The 19,549-nt window shown below is 39.8% G+C and carries 23 protein-coding genes and 1 pseudogene; 14 read left to right on the forward strand and 10 right to left on the reverse strand.

Annotation, left to right across the window (positions count from 1 at the left end; all coding sequences use genetic code 11):
- Position 1: 1 nt before the first annotated feature.
- Positions 2 to 565 (reverse strand): manganese efflux pump MntP, encoded by a 564-nt coding sequence (locus BET01_RS12445; RefSeq protein WP_120197144.1) that lies wholly within the window; start codon positions 563 to 565, stop codon positions 2 to 4.
- Between the two features lie 65 nt (positions 566 to 630).
- Positions 631 to 1,152, reverse strand: coding sequence for an NYN domain-containing protein (locus BET01_RS12450; RefSeq protein ID WP_120197145.1), 522 nt, complete (start codon positions 1,150 to 1,152; stop codon positions 631 to 633).
- A gap of 648 nt (positions 1,153 to 1,800) precedes the next feature.
- On the opposite strand from BET01_RS12450, the gene aspS reads away from it, so the two are divergent.
- The 5 genes from aspS to BET01_RS12475 are packed head-to-tail and all read left to right on the forward strand — an operon-like array spanning position 1,801 to position 7,728.
- The gene (gene aspS, locus BET01_RS12455; RefSeq protein WP_120197146.1) at positions 1,801 to 3,132 is read left to right on the forward strand and encodes an aspartate--tRNA(Asn) ligase; all 1,332 of its coding nucleotides are present in this window, start codon (positions 1,801 to 1,803) and stop codon (positions 3,130 to 3,132) included.
- Positions 3,133 to 3,144: 12 nt separating this feature from the next.
- The gene (gene gatC / locus BET01_RS12460) at positions 3,145 to 3,438 is read left to right on the forward strand and encodes an Asp-tRNA(Asn)/Glu-tRNA(Gln) amidotransferase subunit GatC (RefSeq protein ID WP_120197147.1); all 294 of its coding nucleotides are present in this window, start codon (positions 3,145 to 3,147) and stop codon (positions 3,436 to 3,438) included.
- An 11-nt stretch (positions 3,439 to 3,449) separates the two neighbouring features.
- Complete coding sequence (gene gatA / locus BET01_RS12465) at positions 3,450 to 4,946, forward strand: Asp-tRNA(Asn)/Glu-tRNA(Gln) amidotransferase subunit GatA (protein ID WP_120197148.1); 1,497 nt, start codon at positions 3,450 to 3,452, stop codon at positions 4,944 to 4,946.
- A complete protein-coding gene (gatB, locus tag BET01_RS12470) occupies positions 4,947 to 6,380 on the forward strand; it encodes an Asp-tRNA(Asn)/Glu-tRNA(Gln) amidotransferase subunit GatB (RefSeq protein WP_120197149.1) in 1,434 nt (477 codons plus the stop codon).
- A 31-nt stretch (positions 6,381 to 6,411) separates the two neighbouring features.
- Positions 6,412 to 7,728, forward strand: a complete 1,317-nt coding sequence (locus BET01_RS12475; RefSeq protein ID WP_120197150.1) for an aminotransferase class I/II-fold pyridoxal phosphate-dependent enzyme — start codon at positions 6,412 to 6,414, stop codon at positions 7,726 to 7,728.
- A gap of 88 nt (positions 7,729 to 7,816) precedes the next feature.
- Here the strand turns inward: BET01_RS12475 and BET01_RS12480 are convergent, their stop codons facing one another.
- The 4 genes from BET01_RS12480 to BET01_RS12495 all read right to left on the reverse strand — a co-directional run bounded on the left by BET01_RS12480 (position 7,817) and on the right by BET01_RS12495 (position 11,115).
- Complete coding sequence (locus BET01_RS12480; RefSeq protein ID WP_120197151.1) at positions 7,817 to 8,695, reverse strand: LysR family transcriptional regulator; 879 nt, start codon at positions 8,693 to 8,695, stop codon at positions 7,817 to 7,819.
- Positions 8,696 to 8,795: 100 nt separating this feature from the next.
- Positions 8,796 to 9,344, reverse strand: coding sequence for a GNAT family N-acetyltransferase (locus BET01_RS12485; protein ID WP_120197152.1), 549 nt, complete (start codon positions 9,342 to 9,344; stop codon positions 8,796 to 8,798).
- Positions 9,345 to 9,427: 83 nt separating this feature from the next.
- A complete protein-coding gene (locus BET01_RS12490) occupies positions 9,428 to 10,624 on the reverse strand; it encodes an NADP-dependent isocitrate dehydrogenase (RefSeq protein WP_120197153.1) in 1,197 nt (398 codons plus the stop codon).
- A gap of 71 nt (positions 10,625 to 10,695) precedes the next feature.
- On the reverse strand, positions 10,696 to 11,115 hold the full coding sequence (locus BET01_RS12495) for a metal-dependent transcriptional regulator (RefSeq protein ID WP_120197154.1): 420 nt from the start codon (positions 11,113 to 11,115) through the stop codon (positions 10,696 to 10,698).
- A gap of 59 nt (positions 11,116 to 11,174) precedes the next feature.
- Between BET01_RS12495 and BET01_RS22245 the strand changes: the two genes are divergently transcribed.
- The 3 genes and pseudogenes from BET01_RS22245 to BET01_RS12505 all read left to right on the forward strand — a co-directional run.
- Positions 11,175 to 11,300 carry a hypothetical protein gene (locus tag BET01_RS22245; RefSeq protein WP_279221930.1) on the forward strand — a complete coding sequence of 42 codons (126 nt, stop codon included), beginning with the start codon at positions 11,175 to 11,177 and terminating at the stop codon, positions 11,298 to 11,300.
- A complete protein-coding gene (locus BET01_RS12500; RefSeq protein ID WP_120197155.1) occupies positions 11,297 to 11,611 on the forward strand; it encodes a FeoA family protein in 315 nt (104 codons plus the stop codon). Before BET01_RS22245 ends, BET01_RS12500 begins: the two co-directional genes overlap by 4 nt.
- Positions 11,602 to 11,766, forward strand: a pseudogene (locus tag BET01_RS12505) (FeoB small GTPase domain-containing protein); the annotation flags it as partial. The gene BET01_RS12500 and the pseudogene BET01_RS12505, both read left to right, overlap by 10 nt.
- A 23-nt stretch (positions 11,767 to 11,789) precedes the next feature.
- On the opposite strand, the gene BET01_RS12510 reads toward BET01_RS12505, so the two are convergent.
- Both BET01_RS12510 and BET01_RS12515 read right to left on the reverse strand, forming a co-directional pair.
- Positions 11,790 to 13,181: a recombinase family protein gene (locus tag BET01_RS12510; RefSeq protein ID WP_120197156.1), complete on the reverse strand. Its 1,392-nt coding sequence runs from the start codon at positions 13,179 to 13,181 to the stop codon at positions 11,790 to 11,792.
- A 303-nt stretch (positions 13,182 to 13,484) separates the two neighbouring features.
- Positions 13,485 to 13,736, reverse strand: coding sequence for a helix-turn-helix domain-containing protein (locus BET01_RS12515; protein ID WP_243117210.1), 252 nt, complete (start codon positions 13,734 to 13,736; stop codon positions 13,485 to 13,487).
- A gap of 115 nt (positions 13,737 to 13,851) precedes the next feature.
- Between BET01_RS12515 and BET01_RS12520 the strand changes: the two genes are divergently transcribed.
- The 3 genes from BET01_RS12520 to BET01_RS12525 all read left to right on the forward strand — a co-directional run bounded on the left by BET01_RS12520 (position 13,852) and on the right by BET01_RS12525 (position 14,680).
- The gene (locus tag BET01_RS12520) at positions 13,852 to 14,040 is read left to right on the forward strand and encodes a hypothetical protein (RefSeq protein WP_120197162.1); all 189 of its coding nucleotides are present in this window, start codon (positions 13,852 to 13,854) and stop codon (positions 14,038 to 14,040) included.
- Between the two features lie 84 nt (positions 14,041 to 14,124).
- Positions 14,125 to 14,274, forward strand: a complete 150-nt coding sequence (locus BET01_RS21600) for a hypothetical protein (protein WP_158585049.1) — start codon at positions 14,125 to 14,127, stop codon at positions 14,272 to 14,274.
- A 118-nt stretch (positions 14,275 to 14,392) separates the two neighbouring features.
- Positions 14,393 to 14,680: a rolling circle replication-associated protein gene (locus tag BET01_RS12525; RefSeq protein WP_456298618.1), complete on the forward strand. Its 288-nt coding sequence runs from the start codon at positions 14,393 to 14,395 to the stop codon at positions 14,678 to 14,680.
- Between the two features lie 336 nt (positions 14,681 to 15,016).
- Here the strand turns inward: BET01_RS12525 and BET01_RS22410 are convergent, their stop codons facing one another.
- Positions 15,017 to 15,277, reverse strand: a complete 261-nt coding sequence (locus tag BET01_RS22410; RefSeq protein WP_120197157.1) for a phage holin family protein — start codon at positions 15,275 to 15,277, stop codon at positions 15,017 to 15,019.
- A 165-nt stretch (positions 15,278 to 15,442) separates the two neighbouring features.
- Positions 15,443 to 16,315 carry a substrate-binding domain-containing protein gene (locus tag BET01_RS12535; protein ID WP_120197158.1) on the reverse strand — a complete coding sequence of 291 codons (873 nt, stop codon included), beginning with the start codon at positions 16,313 to 16,315 and terminating at the stop codon, positions 15,443 to 15,445.
- A gap of 633 nt (positions 16,316 to 16,948) precedes the next feature.
- Between BET01_RS12535 and BET01_RS12540 the strand changes: the two genes are divergently transcribed.
- The 3 genes from BET01_RS12540 to BET01_RS12550 all read left to right on the forward strand — a co-directional run.
- On the forward strand, positions 16,949 to 17,524 hold the full coding sequence (locus BET01_RS12540; protein WP_207667613.1) for a helix-turn-helix domain-containing protein: 576 nt from the start codon (positions 16,949 to 16,951) through the stop codon (positions 17,522 to 17,524).
- A 240-nt stretch (positions 17,525 to 17,764) separates the two neighbouring features.
- Positions 17,765 to 19,018 (forward strand): Ig-like domain-containing protein, encoded by a 1,254-nt coding sequence (locus BET01_RS12545; protein ID WP_120197159.1) that lies wholly within the window; start codon positions 17,765 to 17,767, stop codon positions 19,016 to 19,018.
- 195 nt (positions 19,019 to 19,213) lie between these two features.
- The coding region (locus BET01_RS12550; protein ID WP_147422811.1) for a peptidoglycan recognition protein family protein at positions 19,214 to 19,549 on the forward strand (336 nt) is incomplete at its 3' end.

A 19,549-nucleotide genomic window follows, 5' to 3' on the forward strand; every position in this document is an offset into this window, starting at 1 on the left:
ATCAAAATCCAAAAAGCTGGTCAATTAAAATCTCACCCCCCATGAAGATAAGGATCAGTCCGCCGGCAAATTCTGCTTTTGATTTGAACTTTGCGCCAAACAAATTTCCTACCTTTACACCCAGGACTGAAAAGATAAAGGCAGTAAATCCAATCAAAGAAACTGCTGGCAAAATCTTTACACTTAAGAATGCAAATGTAACGCCCAGGGCAAGTGCATCAATGCTGGTAGCAAGAGCCAGTAAAAGCATGGGCCCTGGGGCAAGACAGAAATCCCCGCAGTCCCTTATCTCCTGGGAAAAGGATTCTTTTATCATGTTAAGGCCTATGCTTCCAAGCAAAATAAATGCAATCCAATGATCAAAGGATAGGATGACATCCTTAAACTGGGATCCTAAAAGATAGCCAAGAAACGGCATGAGACACTGAAAGCCTCCAAAATAGAGGCCAACGATAAATGCGTGTTTCCAGTTCATTCGGGGGAGAGTTAATCCTTTGCATACGGCAACGGCGAAGGCATCCATGGACACTCCAGTTGCTACGAGAAACAATTCAATTAACGACATGGTGATTCCTCCTGAGACGGCTAAATTAATATATGCCGGGAGAAATGGAGGGTAGAACGGTTAAACTAATCTTTCCTATTCAAACGTATTTTTTCTAAGTATTCAAACAGTTCAGGATCCACATTGTCAAACAGTCGGTTTTTCTTGGAAGGAATCCGTTCCAAGTGTTCCTTTTTAATTTCTGTATTGGTTTCCTCAATCTCTTTTTTCAGGTCCCTTGCAGACAATCTGGTACACCCTGCTCCAAGAATAATGATCTGTTCCATCTTATCGGAGGTCGCAACCCTCACCTGATACTGCCTGCCAATCTGTTGGCTGACTTTTTCTATATATTGGTCTGCTGTTTCTGCTTCCTTGGTAAAAATTACGTTAATGTTATGGTATTGCAAGACAGTTCCTGGATTTCCTTTGACCTTGTAGCCGTCAAAGACCAGGATCACATTGCATTTTTTATATCCTTGATAATTGCAGAGAATGTCCTGGAGCTTCGTTCTGGCGGAGTCCATGTTGGTTTCTGTAAGCTCCTTTAATTCGGGCCATGCAAATATGATGTTGTAGCCGTCTACCAATAGATACTCGGAACTCATATTTAGTCACCTCTCTGCTGTAGTAAAATAAAAAAAGCCTTTTTGAATTCATCATAAGACTGGTCCTAATTGTAACCTTTACGGTAGGAAAAGTCAACATTGCAGAGGTTTTTGAAATAACTGGAATTAATTTGTTGAAAATAAATATTGCAGGATAAAAAAGATTGTGCTATTATTAGTGAAATTCATTGTGATGAAGTGATGAACTGTTATAAAATACTTTAAAACAGGGAAGCTTATACAACAGGAATGGAAAAAGATATCGAAAAAGGCAGAGATGGAGACTCTGGCCTATGGACCTCAACAGGAAGAGGGCGCCACCGACTGAGAGCGCCGTCATGTGGAACTTGGCTATGGGAACACTCCGGAGCTGATAAGCCGAAGCAGCTGAAGATCCTTTGGATTTTTAGTGCATGAGTAGGTTTATCCGTATGCATGCGTTAAATGCTTGAGTGGAGATTATTACGGATCAGTCTGTTTTTATACAGATGAATTTGAATAGGTCTCAATGCGGGTGGTACCGCGGGAATTTATCGAATATAAATCCCGTCCCGGAATATGTAACTGTATTCCGGGGCGGGATATTTTGTTGTCAAAATATCCTTACCGGGATCAAAGCAATTACATTTAGGTAAGGAGAATGCTAAGATGGAATTCATCAAAGGTGTAAGAGAAAAAGAAACAATAGGAATTGCAAAAGGTTTAGTAGGAGAGAATGTAGGAAAGACCATTCGCATGGAGGGCAGTGTCCATACCATTCGGGATATGGGAGATGTGGCATTTGTCATTCTTCGTAAATCAGAAGGACTGGTACAGTGCGTATTTGAAGAAGGTAAGACAGCATTTGATCTTGCTCTTTTAAAAGAAGAATCTGCAATCCGTGTGACAGGCGTCGTATCAGAAGAAGGTCGGGCACCTCATGGATTTGAGCTGCGCTTAAGAGAGATTGAAGTGTTATCCCAGCCAGCAGAAGTGCTTCCCATTGCCATCAGCAAATGGAAGTTAAACACTTCCCTTGAGACAAAGCTTTCCCTGCGTCCCATAACCTTAAGAAATCCCATGGAGAGAGCAAAGTTTCGCATCCAGGAAGGAATCGTAAGAGGCTTTCGGGATTTCCTTCATTTAAAAGAATTTACTGAAATCCGTACGCCAAAGCTTGTTGCCCGCGGCGCAGAAGGTGGATCAAACGTATTTAAACTGGATTATTTTAATAAAAAGGCTGAGCTTGCTCAAAGTCCTCAGTTCTATAAGCAAACAATGGTAGGCGTATATGACCGTGTCTTTGAAGTGGCTCCTGTGTTCCGTGCGGAAAAGCACAATACCACCAGACATCTAAATGAATATACCAGCATGGATTTTGAGATGGGATATATCGACGGCTTTGAAGAGATAATGGAAATGGAAACAGGCTTCCTTCAGTACACCTTTGATCTTTTGAAAAAAGAGTACGCACAGGAATTAAAGATGTTGAAAATCGACCTTCCAGATGTATCAAACATTCCAACCGTACGTTTTTCTGAGGCGAAAGAATTAGTATCCGAAAAATACGATCGAAAAATAAAGAACCCATATGATTTGGAGCCGGAAGAAGAAGTGCTCATTGGTCGTTACTTTAAAGAAGAGTGTGGCAGCGATTTCGTATTTGTGACTCATTATCCATCAAAGAAGCGTCCCTTCTATGCCATGGATGATCCCACGGATGATCGTTATACCTTAAGCTTTGATTTACTTTTCCGCGGACTTGAGATCACAACCGGAGGACAGAGAATTCACGATTATCAGACCATATTAAAAAAGATGGAAGACAGAGGCATGAATCCTGAAGACATTTCTTCCTATTTAATGATCTTTCAGTATGGTATGCCGCCACACGGTGGCCTGGGAATTGGACTTGAACGTCTGACTATGCGTCTTCTTGATGAGGCCAATGTAAGAGAAACCACCCTGTTCCCAAGAGATGTTACAAGACTGGAACCATAAAAGGAGGAAATAATGGCACACTTGATTGATGATGATATGATCGAATACGTAGGAATCTTAGCGAAACTTGAGTTAAGTGAGAAAGAGCGGGAAGAAGCAAAAAAGGATATGGGCCGCATGCTTGATTATATCGATACCTTAAATGAACTGGATACGGACGAAGTTGAACCAATGTCTCATGTTTTTCCAATTCATAACGTATTTCGTGACGACGTGGTAACCAATGGCGATGACAGAGACAACATCTTAAAGAATGCTCCCGAGAAAAAGGACGGAGCCTTTAAGGTACCAAAAACAGTGGAATAGGAGGCAGGCAGATGACAGAAAAAGATATATTGTCCCTAACCGCAGTAGGGCTTGGAAAAAAGATAAAAGAAAAAGAAGTCACCGTCTTAGAAGCGGTAAAAGCAGTTATGGACCAGATAAAAGATATGGAACCTGTGCTTAACAGCTTTGTAACCGTTGAGGAAGAATACGCTTTTACTCAGGCTGAAGCAGTGCAAAAAAGAATCGATGCTGGTGAGCTTACGGGTCCACTGGCAGGAGTTCCGGTTGCCATCAAAGATAATATCTGCGTCAAGGATATGAAAACCACCTGCAGCTCAAACATTCTAGCTGATTTTGTTCCAACTTATACGGCTACGGCAGTGGATAATTTAATAAAAGCAGGAGCCATTATAATAGGAAAGACAAATATGGATGAGTTTGCCATGGGGAGCACCACGGAGACTTCCGCATTTGGACCCACTAAAAATCCATGGAACATAGAGCATGTGCCAGGAGGCTCTTCTGGAGGTTCCTGTGCCGCAGTTTCCGCCTCAGAAAGCTATTATGCCCTTGGCTCCGATACTGGTGGTTCCATCAGGCAACCTGCTTCCTATTGTGGAGTTACAGGTTTAAAGCCCACTTACGGAACTATTTCCAGGTATGGACTTATTGCCTATGGTTCATCTTTGGATCAGATTGGTCCCGTAGCGAAAGACGTGACAGACTGCGCTGCCATCTTAGAGGTTCTTGCCTCCCATGACCCCAAAGACAGTACATCTGTAGAACGTGAGGATTATTCCTTTTTGGATGCTCTGACAGGAGAAGTAAAAGGGCTTAAAGTTGGAATTCCAGCAGATTATTTAAGCGAAGGTCTCAATGAGGAAGTGAAGGAAGCGGTTCTTAAGGCAGCAAAGATTCTTGAAGAAAAGGGTGCAGTGGTTGAAACCTTTGACCTTGGAAAGGTGAAATACGCCATCCCTGCTTATTATATTATTGCCTCCGCAGAAGCGAGCTCTAACTTATCCCGGTTTGACGGTGTAAAGTATGGCTTTCGGGCGAAGGAATATAGTGGTCTTCACGGAATGTATAAAAAAAGCCGCTCCCAGGGGTTTGGAGCAGAAGTAAAGCGCCGTATCATGCTTGGTTCTTTTGTATTAAGCTCTGGTTATTATGACGCATATTATATAAAGGCACTTAAAACCAAGGCGCTGATTAAAAAATCCTTTGACGATGCCTTTGCAAAGTATGATGTGATTTTGGGGCCAACCGCTCCTACCACTGCGCCAAAGCTTAACGAGAGTCTTAGCGATACGTTAAAGATGTACCTTGGGGATATCTATACCATTGCCGTAAACCTGGCAGGACTTCCAGGACTGAGCATTCCATTTGGCACAGATCAAAAGGGGCTTCCTGTGGGACTTCAGTTGATTGGAGACTGTTTTCAGGAGAAGAACATTCTCCGCGCAGGTTTTGCCCTGGAAGGGGAGCACGGATATGTGATGCCGAAGACAGCTCAACTAGCCATATCAGGAAGGGAGGAGAAGTAGATGAGCAAGCAGTATGAAACAGTCATTGGACTTGAAGTTCATGTGGAACTAGCCACCAAAACAAAGATTTTCTGCTCCTGCTCTACGGAATTTGGAGGAGCACCAAATACCCATACTTGTCCTGTTTGTACTGGTATGCCAGGATCGTTACCTGTCTTAAACAAACAGGTAGTAGAATACGCCATGGCAGTTGGGCTTGCAGCCAACTGTAAGATCAACCAGGACTCTAAATTTGACCGTAAAAACTACTTTTACCCAGATAATCCCCAAAACTATCAGATATCCCAGCTCTATCTTCCCATCTGCCATGACGGATATGTGGAGATTGACACCTCAGCAGGTAAGAAAAAAATCGGCATTCATGAGATTCATATGGAAGAGGATGCAGGTAAATTAATTCATGACGAGTGGGATGATTGCTCTTTGGTTGATTTTAATAGAAGTGGTGTTCCACTGATCGAGATTGTTTCGGAACCAGATATGAGAAGTGGAGAAGAGGTCAACGCATATTTAGAAAAGCTGAGACTTATCATCCAGTATCTTGGTGCATCGGACTGTAAGCTACAGGAAGGTTCTATGAGAGCCGATGTAAACTTATCCATCCGTGAAGTCGGTGCAAAGGAATTTGGAACCAGAACGGAAATGAAGAATCTAAACTCCTTTAAAGCTATTTCAAGAGCCATAGAAGGAGAGAGAAAGCGCCAGATCGAGTTAATTGAAGAAGGAAAAATGATCACTCAGGAAACAAGAAGATGGGATGACAACAAGGAATCTTCCTATGCGATGCGTTCCAAAGAAGATGCCAAGGATTATCGGTATTTCCCGGACCCAGATCTCCCTCCAATTGTGATCAGCGATGAGTGGATTAAGTCCATTCAAGATAGACAACCAGAACTTCGCACGGAAAAGATGGCAAGGTATCAGGACGTATTTAATCTTTCCGAATACGATGCAGATATTATCACTGGTTCTAAGCATATTGCAGATATTTTTGAGGCGGTCACGGAACTCTGTGGAAAGCCGAAAGAAGTGGCTAACTGGCTTATGGTAGAAGCCATGCGTTTGTTAAAAGAGCATGAGATGGAGCCGGAAAAAATGTGTTTTTCTCCGGAAAACCTTGCAAAATTAATTCAGTTAGTGGATAATGGTACCATTAACCGTACTGTAGCAAAAGAAGTTTTTGAACGAATCTTTGCGGAAAATGTTGATCCAGAGAAATATGTGGAAGAAAAAGGATTAAAAGTCGTAAACGATGAAGGACAGCTTCGAGAAACAATCCAGGGAATTATTGACGCAAATCCCCAGTCTGTTGCTGACTACCATAGTGGTAAGGAAAAGGCCATGGGATTTTTAGTAGGTCAGACCATGAAAGCCATGAAAGGAAAGGCCGGTCCGGCTTTGGTCAACCAGATTGTAAAGGAACTGCTAGGTTAATGGAGTCTAAATGAGGAGGAGTAAGGAATCTATGAAGCCGTATATGGAAATGACAAAGGAAGAGTTACTGGCACTTAAAAAAGAACTATCTGCACAGTACAAGGAGTTTCAGACAAAGGACTTAAGACTTGATATGTCAAGAGGAAAGCCGAGTACAGAACAGTTAGATATATCCATGGGAATGATGGATGTATTAAGCGGCAATGTGGATCTTACTTGTGACGATGGCACGGACTGCCGGAATTACGGGGTTCTTGACGGGATTAAGGAGGCAAAAGAGCTTCTTGCTGATATGATGGAGGTAGCTCCTGACTACATTCTTATTTATGGGAACTCCAGCTTAAATGTCATGTATGATACGGTTTCCCGCTCCATGACTCAGGGAGTGATGGGAAGTACGCCTTGGTGTAAGCTGGATAAGGTGAAGTTCTTATGCCCTGTTCCAGGCTATGACAGACATTTCGCCATTACGGAATACTTTGGCATAGAGATGATCAGTGTGCCCATGACACCTGACGGACCTGATATGGATATGGTAGAAGAATTGGTAGCAAGTGATGATTCCATTAAGGGAATCTGGTGCGTACCAAAGTATTCCAATCCTCAGGGAATCTCCTACTCCGATGAAACAGTACGAAGATTTGCCCGATTAAAACCAGCAGCTAAGGATTTCCGCATTTACTGGGATAATGCTTACACCATCCATCATTTATACGACCATGACCAAGATCATCTAATAGAGATTTTAGCAGAGTGTAAGAGAGCAGGTAATACTGATCTTGTGTATAAATTTGCATCCACTTCTAAAGTAAGTTTCCCAGGTTCAGGAATTGCAGCCATTGCAGCCAGCCAGAACAACTTAGTGGATATTAAAAGGCAGTTAAAGATCCAGACCATCGGACACGATAAGGTAAACCAGCTTCGTCATGTACGGTATTTTGGCGATATCCACGGTATGATTGAGCATATGAGAAAACATGCAGACATCATAAGGCCAAAGTTTGAAGCAGTTATCAATGCACTAGAGCAGGAACTGGGAGAGCTGTCTATCGCTGACTGGACCAATCCAAAGGGAGGTTACTTCATTTCCTTTAATTCCTTAAATGGATGTGCCAAAGCCATTGTGACCAAATGCAAGAAATCCGGTCTTATTATGACTGGTGCCGGAGCGACTTATCCTTATGGAAAGGATCCAAATGACTGTAATATCAGAATCGCTCCGTCTTACCCGACCTTAAGCGATCTGGTACTGGCAATGGAGTTATTTACGCTTTGTGTGAAGTTAGTAAGCATCGACAAAATATTAGCTGAGAAGAAGGATAAAGAACAAACAAAAGAAAATGCATAAAAAATATGGGCTTGAAATGGTGGGAAAACCATTCCGGGCCCATGTTTTATGTGATAAAGAAGGGGATTGCTTTTATAGCAGTCCTTTTTTATTCGAACAATACTAGATTTATAAATGCCTGAAAGGATTCTGTTTGAAATTTATCCTTTTGAAATACGAGATGATTCATACAGCTTATGTTAAAGTCCTTAATTTCAATTTCAACGATGTCTCCATGCTGAATGCATTCATCGGCAAAAATCCTAGGGACCACACCGACTCCAATATTTTCTTTTACCGCCTGCAAAATTACGTCAGAATTGGTGCTTGTCCAAAGCGGTTCTGAAGATAGATTGTTAAGTGCCAAAGCGTAATCGAACGTATCTCGAATGGTACACCCTGTTTCTCTTAAAAGAAGAGGTGCCTTAATAAGCTCCTCTAAGGTCACGGGCTGGTCTCCTGATTTAGCTAGGGGATGACTTGGGGCACATATCACGGCCAGGGGATAGGAAGAAAAGGGAATCTTTTCTAACTGGTCATCGGAAATGACACCTTCTACAAGGCCAATATCCAGTTCGTTTTTCATAAGCTTACTAGTGATATCCTGGGAGTTTGATACTGAGACTTTGATCTGGGTATCTGGATTAGAAAGGGTAAAGCGGGAAACAACTCCTGGAAGTAAATAGCTGCCAAGAGTCACGCAGGAGCCAATTCTTAAAGGCGCATTCAGGTGCAGCGTTCCAGAGTAGTTTTCAAGATCCTGGTAAAGCTCCAGAAGGGGGTTGACCTTAGACAAATAAAATTTACCATTCTCGTTGATTACCACCCTTCTGGACACCCGGTCAAATAGGGGAGAGCCAACGGATTCCTCTAACTCATTAATGGCATGAGAGACGGCAGGCTGAGTCATGGACAATGCCTTGGCTGCTCCTGTAATACTGCCTTTTTCACACACCATTTTAAAGATCGTAAGATGTCTTAAGTTCATGTTCGTGTTCCTTCCATTACCAACGTGTTATATGATAGTTTACATTATATCATTTTGATAATGGTATGAACAGAGTTTTGGAAAAAAATGTCGAAAAAAATTACAATTTTAACATCATTAAGTATTCAGAAGCATAAGTGCCATCCCGGTATTTAAATGCGTGATTTCTTGTTCCATAGATTTCAAACCCATATTTCCGGTAGAGAGCCAGACCACGTTCGTTGCCACTTACAACCTCTAGCTCAAGCTGCTCATATCCCATTTCATGAGCACTGCTAATAACGGCAGATATGAGGAGGGAACCAATTCCAAGTCCCCAATACTTCTGGTTTATGGAAATGCCAAAAGAAGTCCGGTGCGCATAACGCTGATGAGGTGCAATAGGAGTAATACCAGCATTTGCTACCAGATTTCCTTGTACCAGGGCGCATAGCATTAAATCCTTTTTACTTTTTAGGCAGTTTTGTAAAAATTGCTGTTCTTGAGAAACCGTGATATCAATTTCATCGGAATATCTTGCGAGGAAATCTGTTTCATCTGAAGCTGTGCGCATTAGTTGAAGCATGGATATGGCATCCTCAGGTCCAGGACTTTTAATAATGCAGGAAAGTCCGTTCTTAAGTACAAATTCTTTTGGTTTATATCTCATGGCATTTCCTCCTAAAAGGGAAAGAGAAAGCGGCGATCATGCAGCTTTCTCTTTTTATGTTCCAATTTAAAGACAGCGAGCTTCTACAGACGTGTTGCAATAGCCTTGATAAAATCTTCACTGTTTAAAACAGTTGGGTTTGCTATGGTGGTAATCAGTGCAAGATCCTTTGTCATCTCACCAGATTCAATGGTATCAATGGTAGCTTTTTCCAGCTTATCAGCAAATGCCATGAGTTCACTGTTTCCATCAAACTCTCCACGTTTTCTTAAAGCACCAGTCCAGGCAAAGATGGTTGCTACTGAGTTAGTAGAAGTCTCCTGACCTTTTAAGTGATTGTAATAGTGGCGCTGAACCGTTCCATGTGCCGCCTCATATTCAAAATCTCCATTAGGAGAAACAAGAACAGAAGTCATCATGGCAAGAGAGCCAAACGCAGAAGAGATCATGTCGCTCATAACATCTCCGTCATAGTTTTTGCAGGCCCAGATATAACCACCCTCTGATTTCATAACACGAGCGACTGCGTCATCGATTAAAGTATAGAAGTAAGTAATGCCTGCTTCTTTAAATTTATCCTCATATTCTGCTTCAAAGATCTCCTGAAAGATATCTTTAAAGGTATGGTCATACTTTTTGGAAATGGTATCCTTTGTGGAGAACCATAAGTCCTGCTTGATATCCAAAGCATAATTAAAGCAGCTTCTTGCAAAGCTTTCAATGGAGTCGTTTAAGTTGTGCATACCCTGAGTGATGCCTGCACCCTTAAAGTTATGTATGAGTTCTCTTATCTCGGTGCCGTCCTCTGCTGTATAAACAAGCTCTACTTTACCAGCTCCTGGGATCTTCATCTCAGTTCCTTTATAAACATCTCCATAAGCGTGTCTTGCAATGGTGATTGGCTTTTTCCAGTTTTTCACACATGGATCGATTCCTTTGACAACGATAGGAGCGCGGAATACAGTTCCGTCCAGGATCGCACGGATGGTGCCATTGGGGCTTTTCCACATTTCTTTAAGACTATATTCTTTTACACGGTCCGCATTGGGAGTGATGGTGGCGCATTTAACGGCAACCTTATATTTTTTTGTCGCATTTGCAGAATCTATGGTTACCTGATCGTTAGTTTCTTCTCTGTAGGCAAGTCCTAAATCATAATACTCCGTATTTAAATCAATGTAAGGGAGTAGAAGATTATCCTTAATCATCTGCCAGAGAATGCGGGTCATCTCATCTCCATCCATTTCAACAATGGGGGTCGTCATTTTAATCTTATCCATGTGTTTGTCCTCCTAAGAAATGTTCATATTTTGCTATAGTATACGACATAAATTTAATTCGCACAAGACTGCTATGTAAATTTATTCATCCACTTTTGTATATTATACACTGTTTGGGGGTTCATGAAATGCTCTACTTTTTCCACTTGTTCCAATTCATCTGTATTCTGGTTGATGTAGCAGAAAAAACGGTGAAGGACTTCATGACGAAACAGAAGGTATTCCCCTAACTGCATTCCATCCTCCGTTAATGAGACGGTTCCGTATTTTTCAAACTCCACCAATCCTTGACTCTTTAGGTTGCCTGCCATTTTGGAGGCAGAGGAGGGTTTCACATGAAGGCATTCGGCAAGTTCCTTGATTCGGATAGGGTGTTCGTCATGGTGCAGCCTGCAAATCATTTCCAGATAATCTTCCATAGAGGAGGTGATTTTTGTCTGCTCTAAAAGGGAATAGCCTTTTAGCGTGTAGAAATTATCAGGTGGGTTCATGCCGGTGTCTCCTTTTCCTTATGATCATAGTTCATATCTATTCTTACTGGGACAGTTGTATGAATCTAGAAGTTCAGGAAACCGTGTTAAAGTCGTTGGAACCACTTCTTCCCATTTGGCATATGTTAGGATATGGAAACATTGCTGGCAGTTTAAAAGAGAATCGCGGAGGTAAGAAAAGATGAAGGAAAAGGCATGTCTGACAGATTTAAAAAGAGGGCAAAAGGGCGTTATAGTGAAATTATCTGCTTACGATGATATGAGAAGGCGTTTGCAGGATATTGGACTGATCGAAGGCACCGTTGTGGAGTGTCTTGGAAAAAGTCCACTAGGCGATCCTACGGCATTCTTAATCAGAGGTGCAGTCATTGCCCTGCGTAGTGAAGATGCAGGGCGCGCTGTGGTATGGCTGGATCATGAGGATAGCGGAAGGCGTCGTTTTGAAAAGGAAGTCGCAGCCGCGGCGGTCCCCCAGGAGGATGAAGTATGGGATTAAGCAGAGACTCTGTAGGAATCAAATCGGTGGATCTGGGGCTTGAAATTAAAAAACGTAAGGAAAGCGATAAGGTGATTGCGCTGGCCGGAAATCCTAATGTTGGGAAGAGTACGGTGTTTAATCAGCTTACAGGGATGAATCAGCACACGGGCAACTTGCGTTAGTGGTAAAAAAAATATTATATAAATACGACAGTATATTCACGGTGTCTATCTTTGCTTTTGCTAACCCGTATCTCTTTAATAATGGAGCGCCAGAACAGGCGCTTTTGTTCATTATCAAGTTGTAAATACATACCTTCGAAGTCAGTACCCAGTATGTTTCTTAAGGCCTTAAAGTCCTGATTTGGTTCTATAATATCTGGTAATTCAGCTAACTGTGCTTCAAACTTCATCCGATCAGTTTTAAATTCCTTTATGGTAATTGCCTCATTGAGATACAGATCTTTTAATCGATTAATTTTTTTTCTGATTTGATTTTTTTTAGCTCGATTATTAATGATGCTTTTACTATTGGTTTCAAAGTCGGATATGTAAGAATTGAATTGCTCACGTACATTTTTAAGTAAGTATTCTTCAATGCGTACTTCTCTGATTTCCCCACCGTTATCACATTCCTTATAAGCACGATATTGCTTGCATTCATAGGCTGGATATTTATATCGTATCGAATTCCCATTTTTTCTTTTGGATAGAACATTAATTTGTCCACCGCCCATTTTATAACCACACTCATTACAAACGAGCAAGCCAGAGAAAATATAAGGGTATTTCTGGTTGGATTTTATATTGCTATTGTGGCCTAGTATTCGTTGTATTTCCTGAAACTCCTCATCCGATATGAGGCGAGGACAATAGTTTTCATTTCCCCGGTAACGACCAATAAGCTTTTCATTCTTAAGTAAAGTTTGTCTAAAATTTTGTAGAGTCATAACAATACCATATTTGTCCTTCATATAAAGAACTGTTTGATTCATGGAGTGATGTTTTAGAAAGTGCTTGATACAATCGTGGATGGCTGGAGCTTCTTCTGAGAGTACCATCTTTTTGTCCTGTATCTTATAGCCCCTTGGGACCTTTCCGGTGATAACTTCACCGTGGGCCACTTTGGAGCGGAATACATCTGACACCCTTACCCCGCCGTTCTGCGCCTCTAGCTCAGCCCATGTCATAGATTGAGCAACAAATGCTCTGCCGTAAGGGGTAGAGGTATCGAAATAGGGTTGATCAATAGCGGTCCAGGCAGCATTATATTTTTCTAGGACAGCCTGGGTATTAAGGTAATGCCGCAGACTACGAAACCAACGGTCCAGTTTTGTAAAAATGATTAAATCGATATGGCCATCTTTTACATTAGTAATAAGACGTGTAAAATCATCACGATCTATCTTTTGACCGGATACGCCATCATCAAGGTAAACGTCTTGTAGAATCATGTTTTTATGATCATTAATATATTTAACGCCACGTTCCCTCTGGTCACGTATCGAATCTCCACGTTCGGCCTGTTCGTCAGAGGAAACACGAATATAGACCGCCACGTGAAGAAGTTTTGTGTTAGATTCTTGCATCTTATCATCTCCTAAAAATAGTGTATAAAAGAAAAGCTTAATTTATCATTGCATTTTATAGAACACTGCCATATAATTATACAGAACGTATGTTCTGTATTGATTCTCTTTCCCCTTTCCAAAAGGAACAGGAGTGGTACATATGTGAAATGAGAATGATAATTCTAGATGTTACAGTCTGCTACTCAGGTACAATTAGAAGAATTGGAAGTATTTATAAACACTTATATATTACATAGAAGAAACTGGCCAGGAATTTACTGGACTTTTTTCATATTATCAATGTATTTTAACGCTATGTTTTCAAGTATATTTCATCACCTTCTGGTGATCTGTAAGTTGTTCGAACATTTTGCCGTCTCCGGTTCGGACCCATCCCTCATTAACATCATACTCAGTACAAATAACAGAAATTACTCTTGAAGTTACATTTATACGTCCTATTTCAATGCTGCCTAAATTAGAGCGGCTTATTTTTATTACAGATGAAAATTCTTCCTGCGTTTTTTGAAGAACTTCTTTTCTCAGATTTTTAATCCGTTCAAACAATTCCATAAAAACACTTCCTATAAGCACAATTGCATCATAATCGAAAATGTGCTTCAATCACAAAAAAAGTGTATAAATCACTCAATACTGTGATTAGAAGGCAGGAAGTGGGGTGAAAGCAATGTTAGATATAGAGTTGAAAAAAGATCAAGAAATTTTAAAAATGGTAACGGTGGTAAAGCAACTTGATCACACAGGAATACAATTATTAACCAGAGATGCCGATACGTTGCTTGCATTAAAAAGAGAACTGGATCGTCAAAAGGATTCCTTAATAAACTGTAGCCACAATGAACGAATGCTTGCTTAGGCAACAGGACAGGGCTAATAAAAAAATGTGGAAACAAGTACAATCAGTGTCTCATACATTCTAACAGAAAGAGGGGGTGTTATCTTGGCCGACACAGTTAAAACAGTTAACGAACCTAATGCTTTAAGGGCGTTTCAGGCACTTGCAAGAATTATTGGAGAAAAAGAAGGGGTAGAAATTACTCTTAAAAGCCTGAAAAAGAAAGAAGAAGGCACCAAACCAGGTACCGGCTGATGCCGGTGTTGGTGGACAAGCATTTCCAAAGGGAAAAGGAGCAGATTTTGGGAAGCACTTTGAGAACTTAGATGATTTTGAGGACAATAGCCGTCCACCGGCAGTTGATTGGCATGTGGTGCTCACATACAGGAGAGATGGGAGACCGAGCCCGGAACAGGCACAAAAATATATGAAGAAGCTGATTGACGGATTAAGAGATAGATACCAAAGGTATGGCTTTGCTTTGAAATATATACATGCAACAGAATATAACAATAAAGCAATACACCACCATTTGATAATTAATAATATAAATGACGGAAAAAAGGTTACCTCAGATTACATAAGGGAGTTGACGGAGCGGAATGGTATGGGTATAGAACTGACTGCAGGAGCGAATTTGACGGTTGGCTTAATGCGTTAAATAGCAATTTAACAAATTTACGTAGTGCAGTTACTTCACTAAATACTGATGTAACCAATATCAAACCAGTCACTAATCGAACGTCAACTTTTGTACTAGATCGTAAAGATTATGATACCTTGGATTAGCCTAGGTGGTATTACATTTATACAACAGCTCATGGTCTAGCAAGTAACCTCGGTCGCGTTTTATTAAGGGTTGAAAGCATTTATGTTAATGGTAATTGGTACTCAACACAAAAGGCTGTTACGGCGGCTAAATACCCGGGTCCGAGTGTAACACCGTCCCCGTTGCTTAATTTATATTTGTCTTGTCTTCTACTTACCTTTTAATCAGCTACACAATATGCATAAGAAACGGAGGAATATCCACGCCGATATCAATAAGGTTTTCAAGGGTTGATGTTACCTCATTGCAGATCAACCAGGTTTTACGGGCTGTTCCTTTACAAATATTCGTTACCTGTAGCTTTTTTTGTGGGCTCTGCCCACACCCGACCTCCGGAATTATTAGGAAAAAAATTGGCATATTATTAGTACCGACGGAATAATGAAAACCGGTCAGACAGTTGTGACAAACTGTCTGACCGGTTTTCATTTATAGATATTTATTCAATCATTCTGGATAAAACAGCATCAACTGGCTGAGTGACAAGTCTCAATTCCGGTACCGCTGCGTCCATTTTTTTACATTTCATCACTCATAATATGATTTCTATCTACAGGTGTCAATTTAATTCCCTTATTTCTCAAATATAATTAATTATGATAATGTTCGACTTGGTGTATATATATTAACTACAGTTACTCCAGTATTAATTAATTGTGGACCTGTATCAAATCCCCTTAATGCAGCAACTGCCTCAGCCATACCCAAATAGCCCATTGTAAATGGATTTTGTACCAATGTAGCTTTTATAGTATTATCTCTTATCATTTCCTGAATCATTGCTGTGATATCAAATCCAATACCGATAATATTTATATCATTTTCTCTCAAAGCGTACCCCATCCCTAACGTAGATCCTTCATTCGTTGAAAAAACACCAACAAGATTGGGATTGTCTCTTATAAATTTTTCCGTTGCTTGTTTTGCTAACTCTGGGTCACCATTCGTATATATTGTTTCTAATATTTGATATCTGGCAAACAATTTTAAATAATCTCGAAATCCCATTTCCCGATTTACAGTCGTTCTGTTTTCAGGAGTTACCCCAATGATTCCTATTGAACCATATGTGAGACCAATCTCCTCTAGACCGTAAAACATATTTTCTCCAGCTATTCTACCAGCTGTATAATTATCTGTAGCTAAGGTTATGACTGCTTCTTCAAACGCTGGTGCATCAACATAAATGATTTTTACACCCTTTGCTTTCGCTTCTTCAACTGCGCTTGAAATCTGTAAAGGATCACTCGCCGCTAACATTATTGCATCTGCTCCCGCTGCTACGGCATTATTAAATATTTGAATTTGATTATTTATATCTCTCGTTAAGGGGGCGTCCCATTCATATGTAACACCCAACATAGAAGCCATCTCTCTAGCACCATTATCCATAATCATCCAAAATTGATCACTTTTATCCATGGTTATTAAATAAATTATATAATTCTCATTTACTATATGGTTCATTTCTACAACATCTCCTATATTAATAATCAATTTTAATGTTGGTCCAATTACATTCACACCTGGTGTTGAAATTCAGGCTTTACAACGAGTGTACTGATATATCGCCGACTTGCGTAAAGATATATACTGTTATTAACATAATTATAGGCTATAATAGTGGAATATTTATCTAGGCAAATAAAATGTCTGTAATCTATTCCCGTTTCTACAATACCTGTTAATACTCCTTGCCCCCAGACTAAAATTTGGAACACTTCTAATTCTTGAAATAAAATTCGAATCTATAGCAGAAGGCGATTAAATGCTCATATAACCGGCATAACTTACAGATTTTGATTAATATACGGATATTCGATTATATGCAAGAGGGTTTCGTATTATTACTTTATTGAATTTCTATTTAGTGCACCTTTGGACATTGATAGCTTAATGTTGTAAGTTAGTAAAAAAATATGGTAGTATAATGATAAATTTTATTTTTGGAATAAGGGGTTGCTGTGATAATATGTTGTAAAATGCCATAAAACAAAGTTGTTACGGAACGTAACAGCTTTGTTTCAGCTCGTTCCTTGATTGTTATGAGTACATGGATATATGATGACCTTATATATAAAAACTAAGGAGGTATTCATTATGACTTTTGGAAAAAAATTAAAAAATGCAAGAAAAGAAGCAAACTTTTCTCAAGAACAATTAGCAGAGAAATTGAGTGTGTCAAGATCAGCAATTGCAAAATGGGAAACCGATAAAGGTATGCCTGATGTTCAAAATTTAAAAGTAATTGCACAACTGCTTGATGTAAGTGTGGATTATCTTTTGGATGAAGATGAAAAAATAAGTTTTAATGAAATTAAGGAATCCATTAATTTGGATGACTATGAGAAAACAGGAAAATGCAGAGGTAAGAAAGATGCGGTTGTAGTTGCAAAATATGCGGATGCTGATTCAATAATTCCACTTATCAGAAGCAAAAAACTTAATAACATTGAGTGGGTAATAGATTTTGTTATACAACCGGGAATATTACAACTTACTGATTATGCAAATGATGTATCCGCTTATTATCTCGTTGAAAAATGCAATAAACAGTATTTGATAAATGTGACAAATGAGTTTATAACATCATCAGAACTTTCGAATACGATCAGTTCAAAAAAATTTATTATAGGGAACAATCGGTTTAAAGAAGCAGGTTATCAATTAATTTAATATAACAGAACAATGAGATTTGTTGATTACACAAACTACTAACTTGTAAATTAAGTTAGTAGTTTTTTGAACACATTTTTATTGACAAAATTGCTATTTAGTGCAGTAAAAAGTTTTAAGTGATTTGCTATATGTTATTAAATAATAAAGAAATATATATGACTTCTTAACGGTGCATAACATTGTAAAGTTAAGAAATGTAAGTATAATTATCAGTGTACAAAAGAAAGGGGAATTAGTATGAAGAAAGTAACAAAAAGTATTTTTTTAATTGCAGTATTAGTAATGATGTCAGTTTTTAGTATTACGGCGCATGCGGAACCAAGTAACTTGGTAAAGTTTGATTATTATCTTTTGGGTCTTAACAAATTTGATCTCTACATTAGCGAATCTGAAGACCAATTAGGTGTTTTAATTAAGAACGGCCCTGGAGATGCTTCGCGAATCAGGGGAAGTGCTAATCTTGATCCTAAGAAAACTCATTATTTGCATATTGTGGCCACTATGGAAACTGGTAATCCGTATATTGTAGGCATATTTAATTTGAATGGAAAATTATTGAATTTTTCCAATAATAGCAATGAGTTAAAAACAAATCCTACGGATTTTATAGCTTATAAGGATGGGTATGGAAAAACACAATTAAAAGTGAATTACATCACAGATAGTCGCCCTACTTATATAGATGGAGCTAAGTATATAATAGCCGAAGGCGGCAAGGGAAAAGTGTTTTTCTCAACCACAATATCTCCAGTTGAGTCACCCCTAAAGGTCCAAGCGTCTAGTGCTAAAAATAGTATTAATTTATCATGGAACTCCATTCCAGGCGCAGTTAGCTACAGCGTAGAGCGATTTACAACTGCAGGTGGACCATATGCGCCAATTGCTTCCGATCTGACAGAAACAAACTACACAGATAAAAATGTAGTTGCAAATACAACCTACTATTATATAGTCAAAGCGAAGCTATCTGACACAGAGACCGTTACCTCTTCCGAAGTATCGGGAACACCTACATCTGAAACACCAACAGTGGATTCTAAGCTTAAGGTAGTATTAGAACCCGAAGAGAAGCTTCAGTTAAGCGTCGATGATCACTTGGATGAAAATGCAAACATGACCTGGACTTCTTCTGATAGTACCGTAGCTCAGGTTGATGCAAATGGTGTTGTAACAGCTATTAAAGCAGGTAATGCAGTCATTCATGTACAGAGTCAAGACGAAAATTATTCCGATGATATCAATATTCTAGTTGTAGACAATGCTGACGATTATCGTTTGGCAGTAGATTTAAAGGTAGGAAAAACAAGCCGACTGACAATAGACGATCTGACTAACACATTAAATGTGACATGGGATTCCAGTGACGCTACAGTAGCCACTGTGTCCAGCAAAGGCGTTGTGACAGCAAAGGGAAAAGGTTTAACCCTGGCAAAAGCAACAGATAGAGATGGTAATGTAGTAGGCCAGGTCTATGTTAGAGTGAGAGAATAACTATATTTAGAACATATCAAGAGGGGCGATATCTGCCTCTCTAATTTTCACCATAAAGAACAATCAAGAGCCAAAAGGCTCTTATTTTTATGTCCAAAAGTGGACGGAAAGGAGTTAATATGAGCTATATTGAAAAAATTAAATTTGGAAATGAAGTCTTTGATCTGGTCGCTGCAGGAGTGAATCTAGAAGTATGTGCATTCAGAATGCCGCAACACCAATAGCCTAGGAATTGAGCTGTGTGTTAGAAACAAAGGTTCCCTTGCAGATACAAGCCGGGACTGGTATTTCGAGGACGCTACTGTTCAGCAGGCTATCAAACTAACCAAGGAGCTGATGGCAAAGTACAATATACCTGCGGACCATGTGATCCGGCATCATGGCATAACAGGGAAGATCTGTCCCAATCCTTATGTTTACAATCACACAAAGCTCACCTGGGACTTATTTAAAGCGGCCCTGATATCAAGACCGGCTGAATATACCCACGGTTGGAATCAGGATAAAAACGGCTGGTGGTACGCCGATACT

The sequence above is a fragment of the Lacrimispora algidixylanolytica genome, assembly GCF_003609635.1.
GTDB classification, from domain to species: Bacteria; Bacillota; Clostridia; order Lachnospirales; family Lachnospiraceae; genus Lacrimispora; species Lacrimispora algidixylanolytica.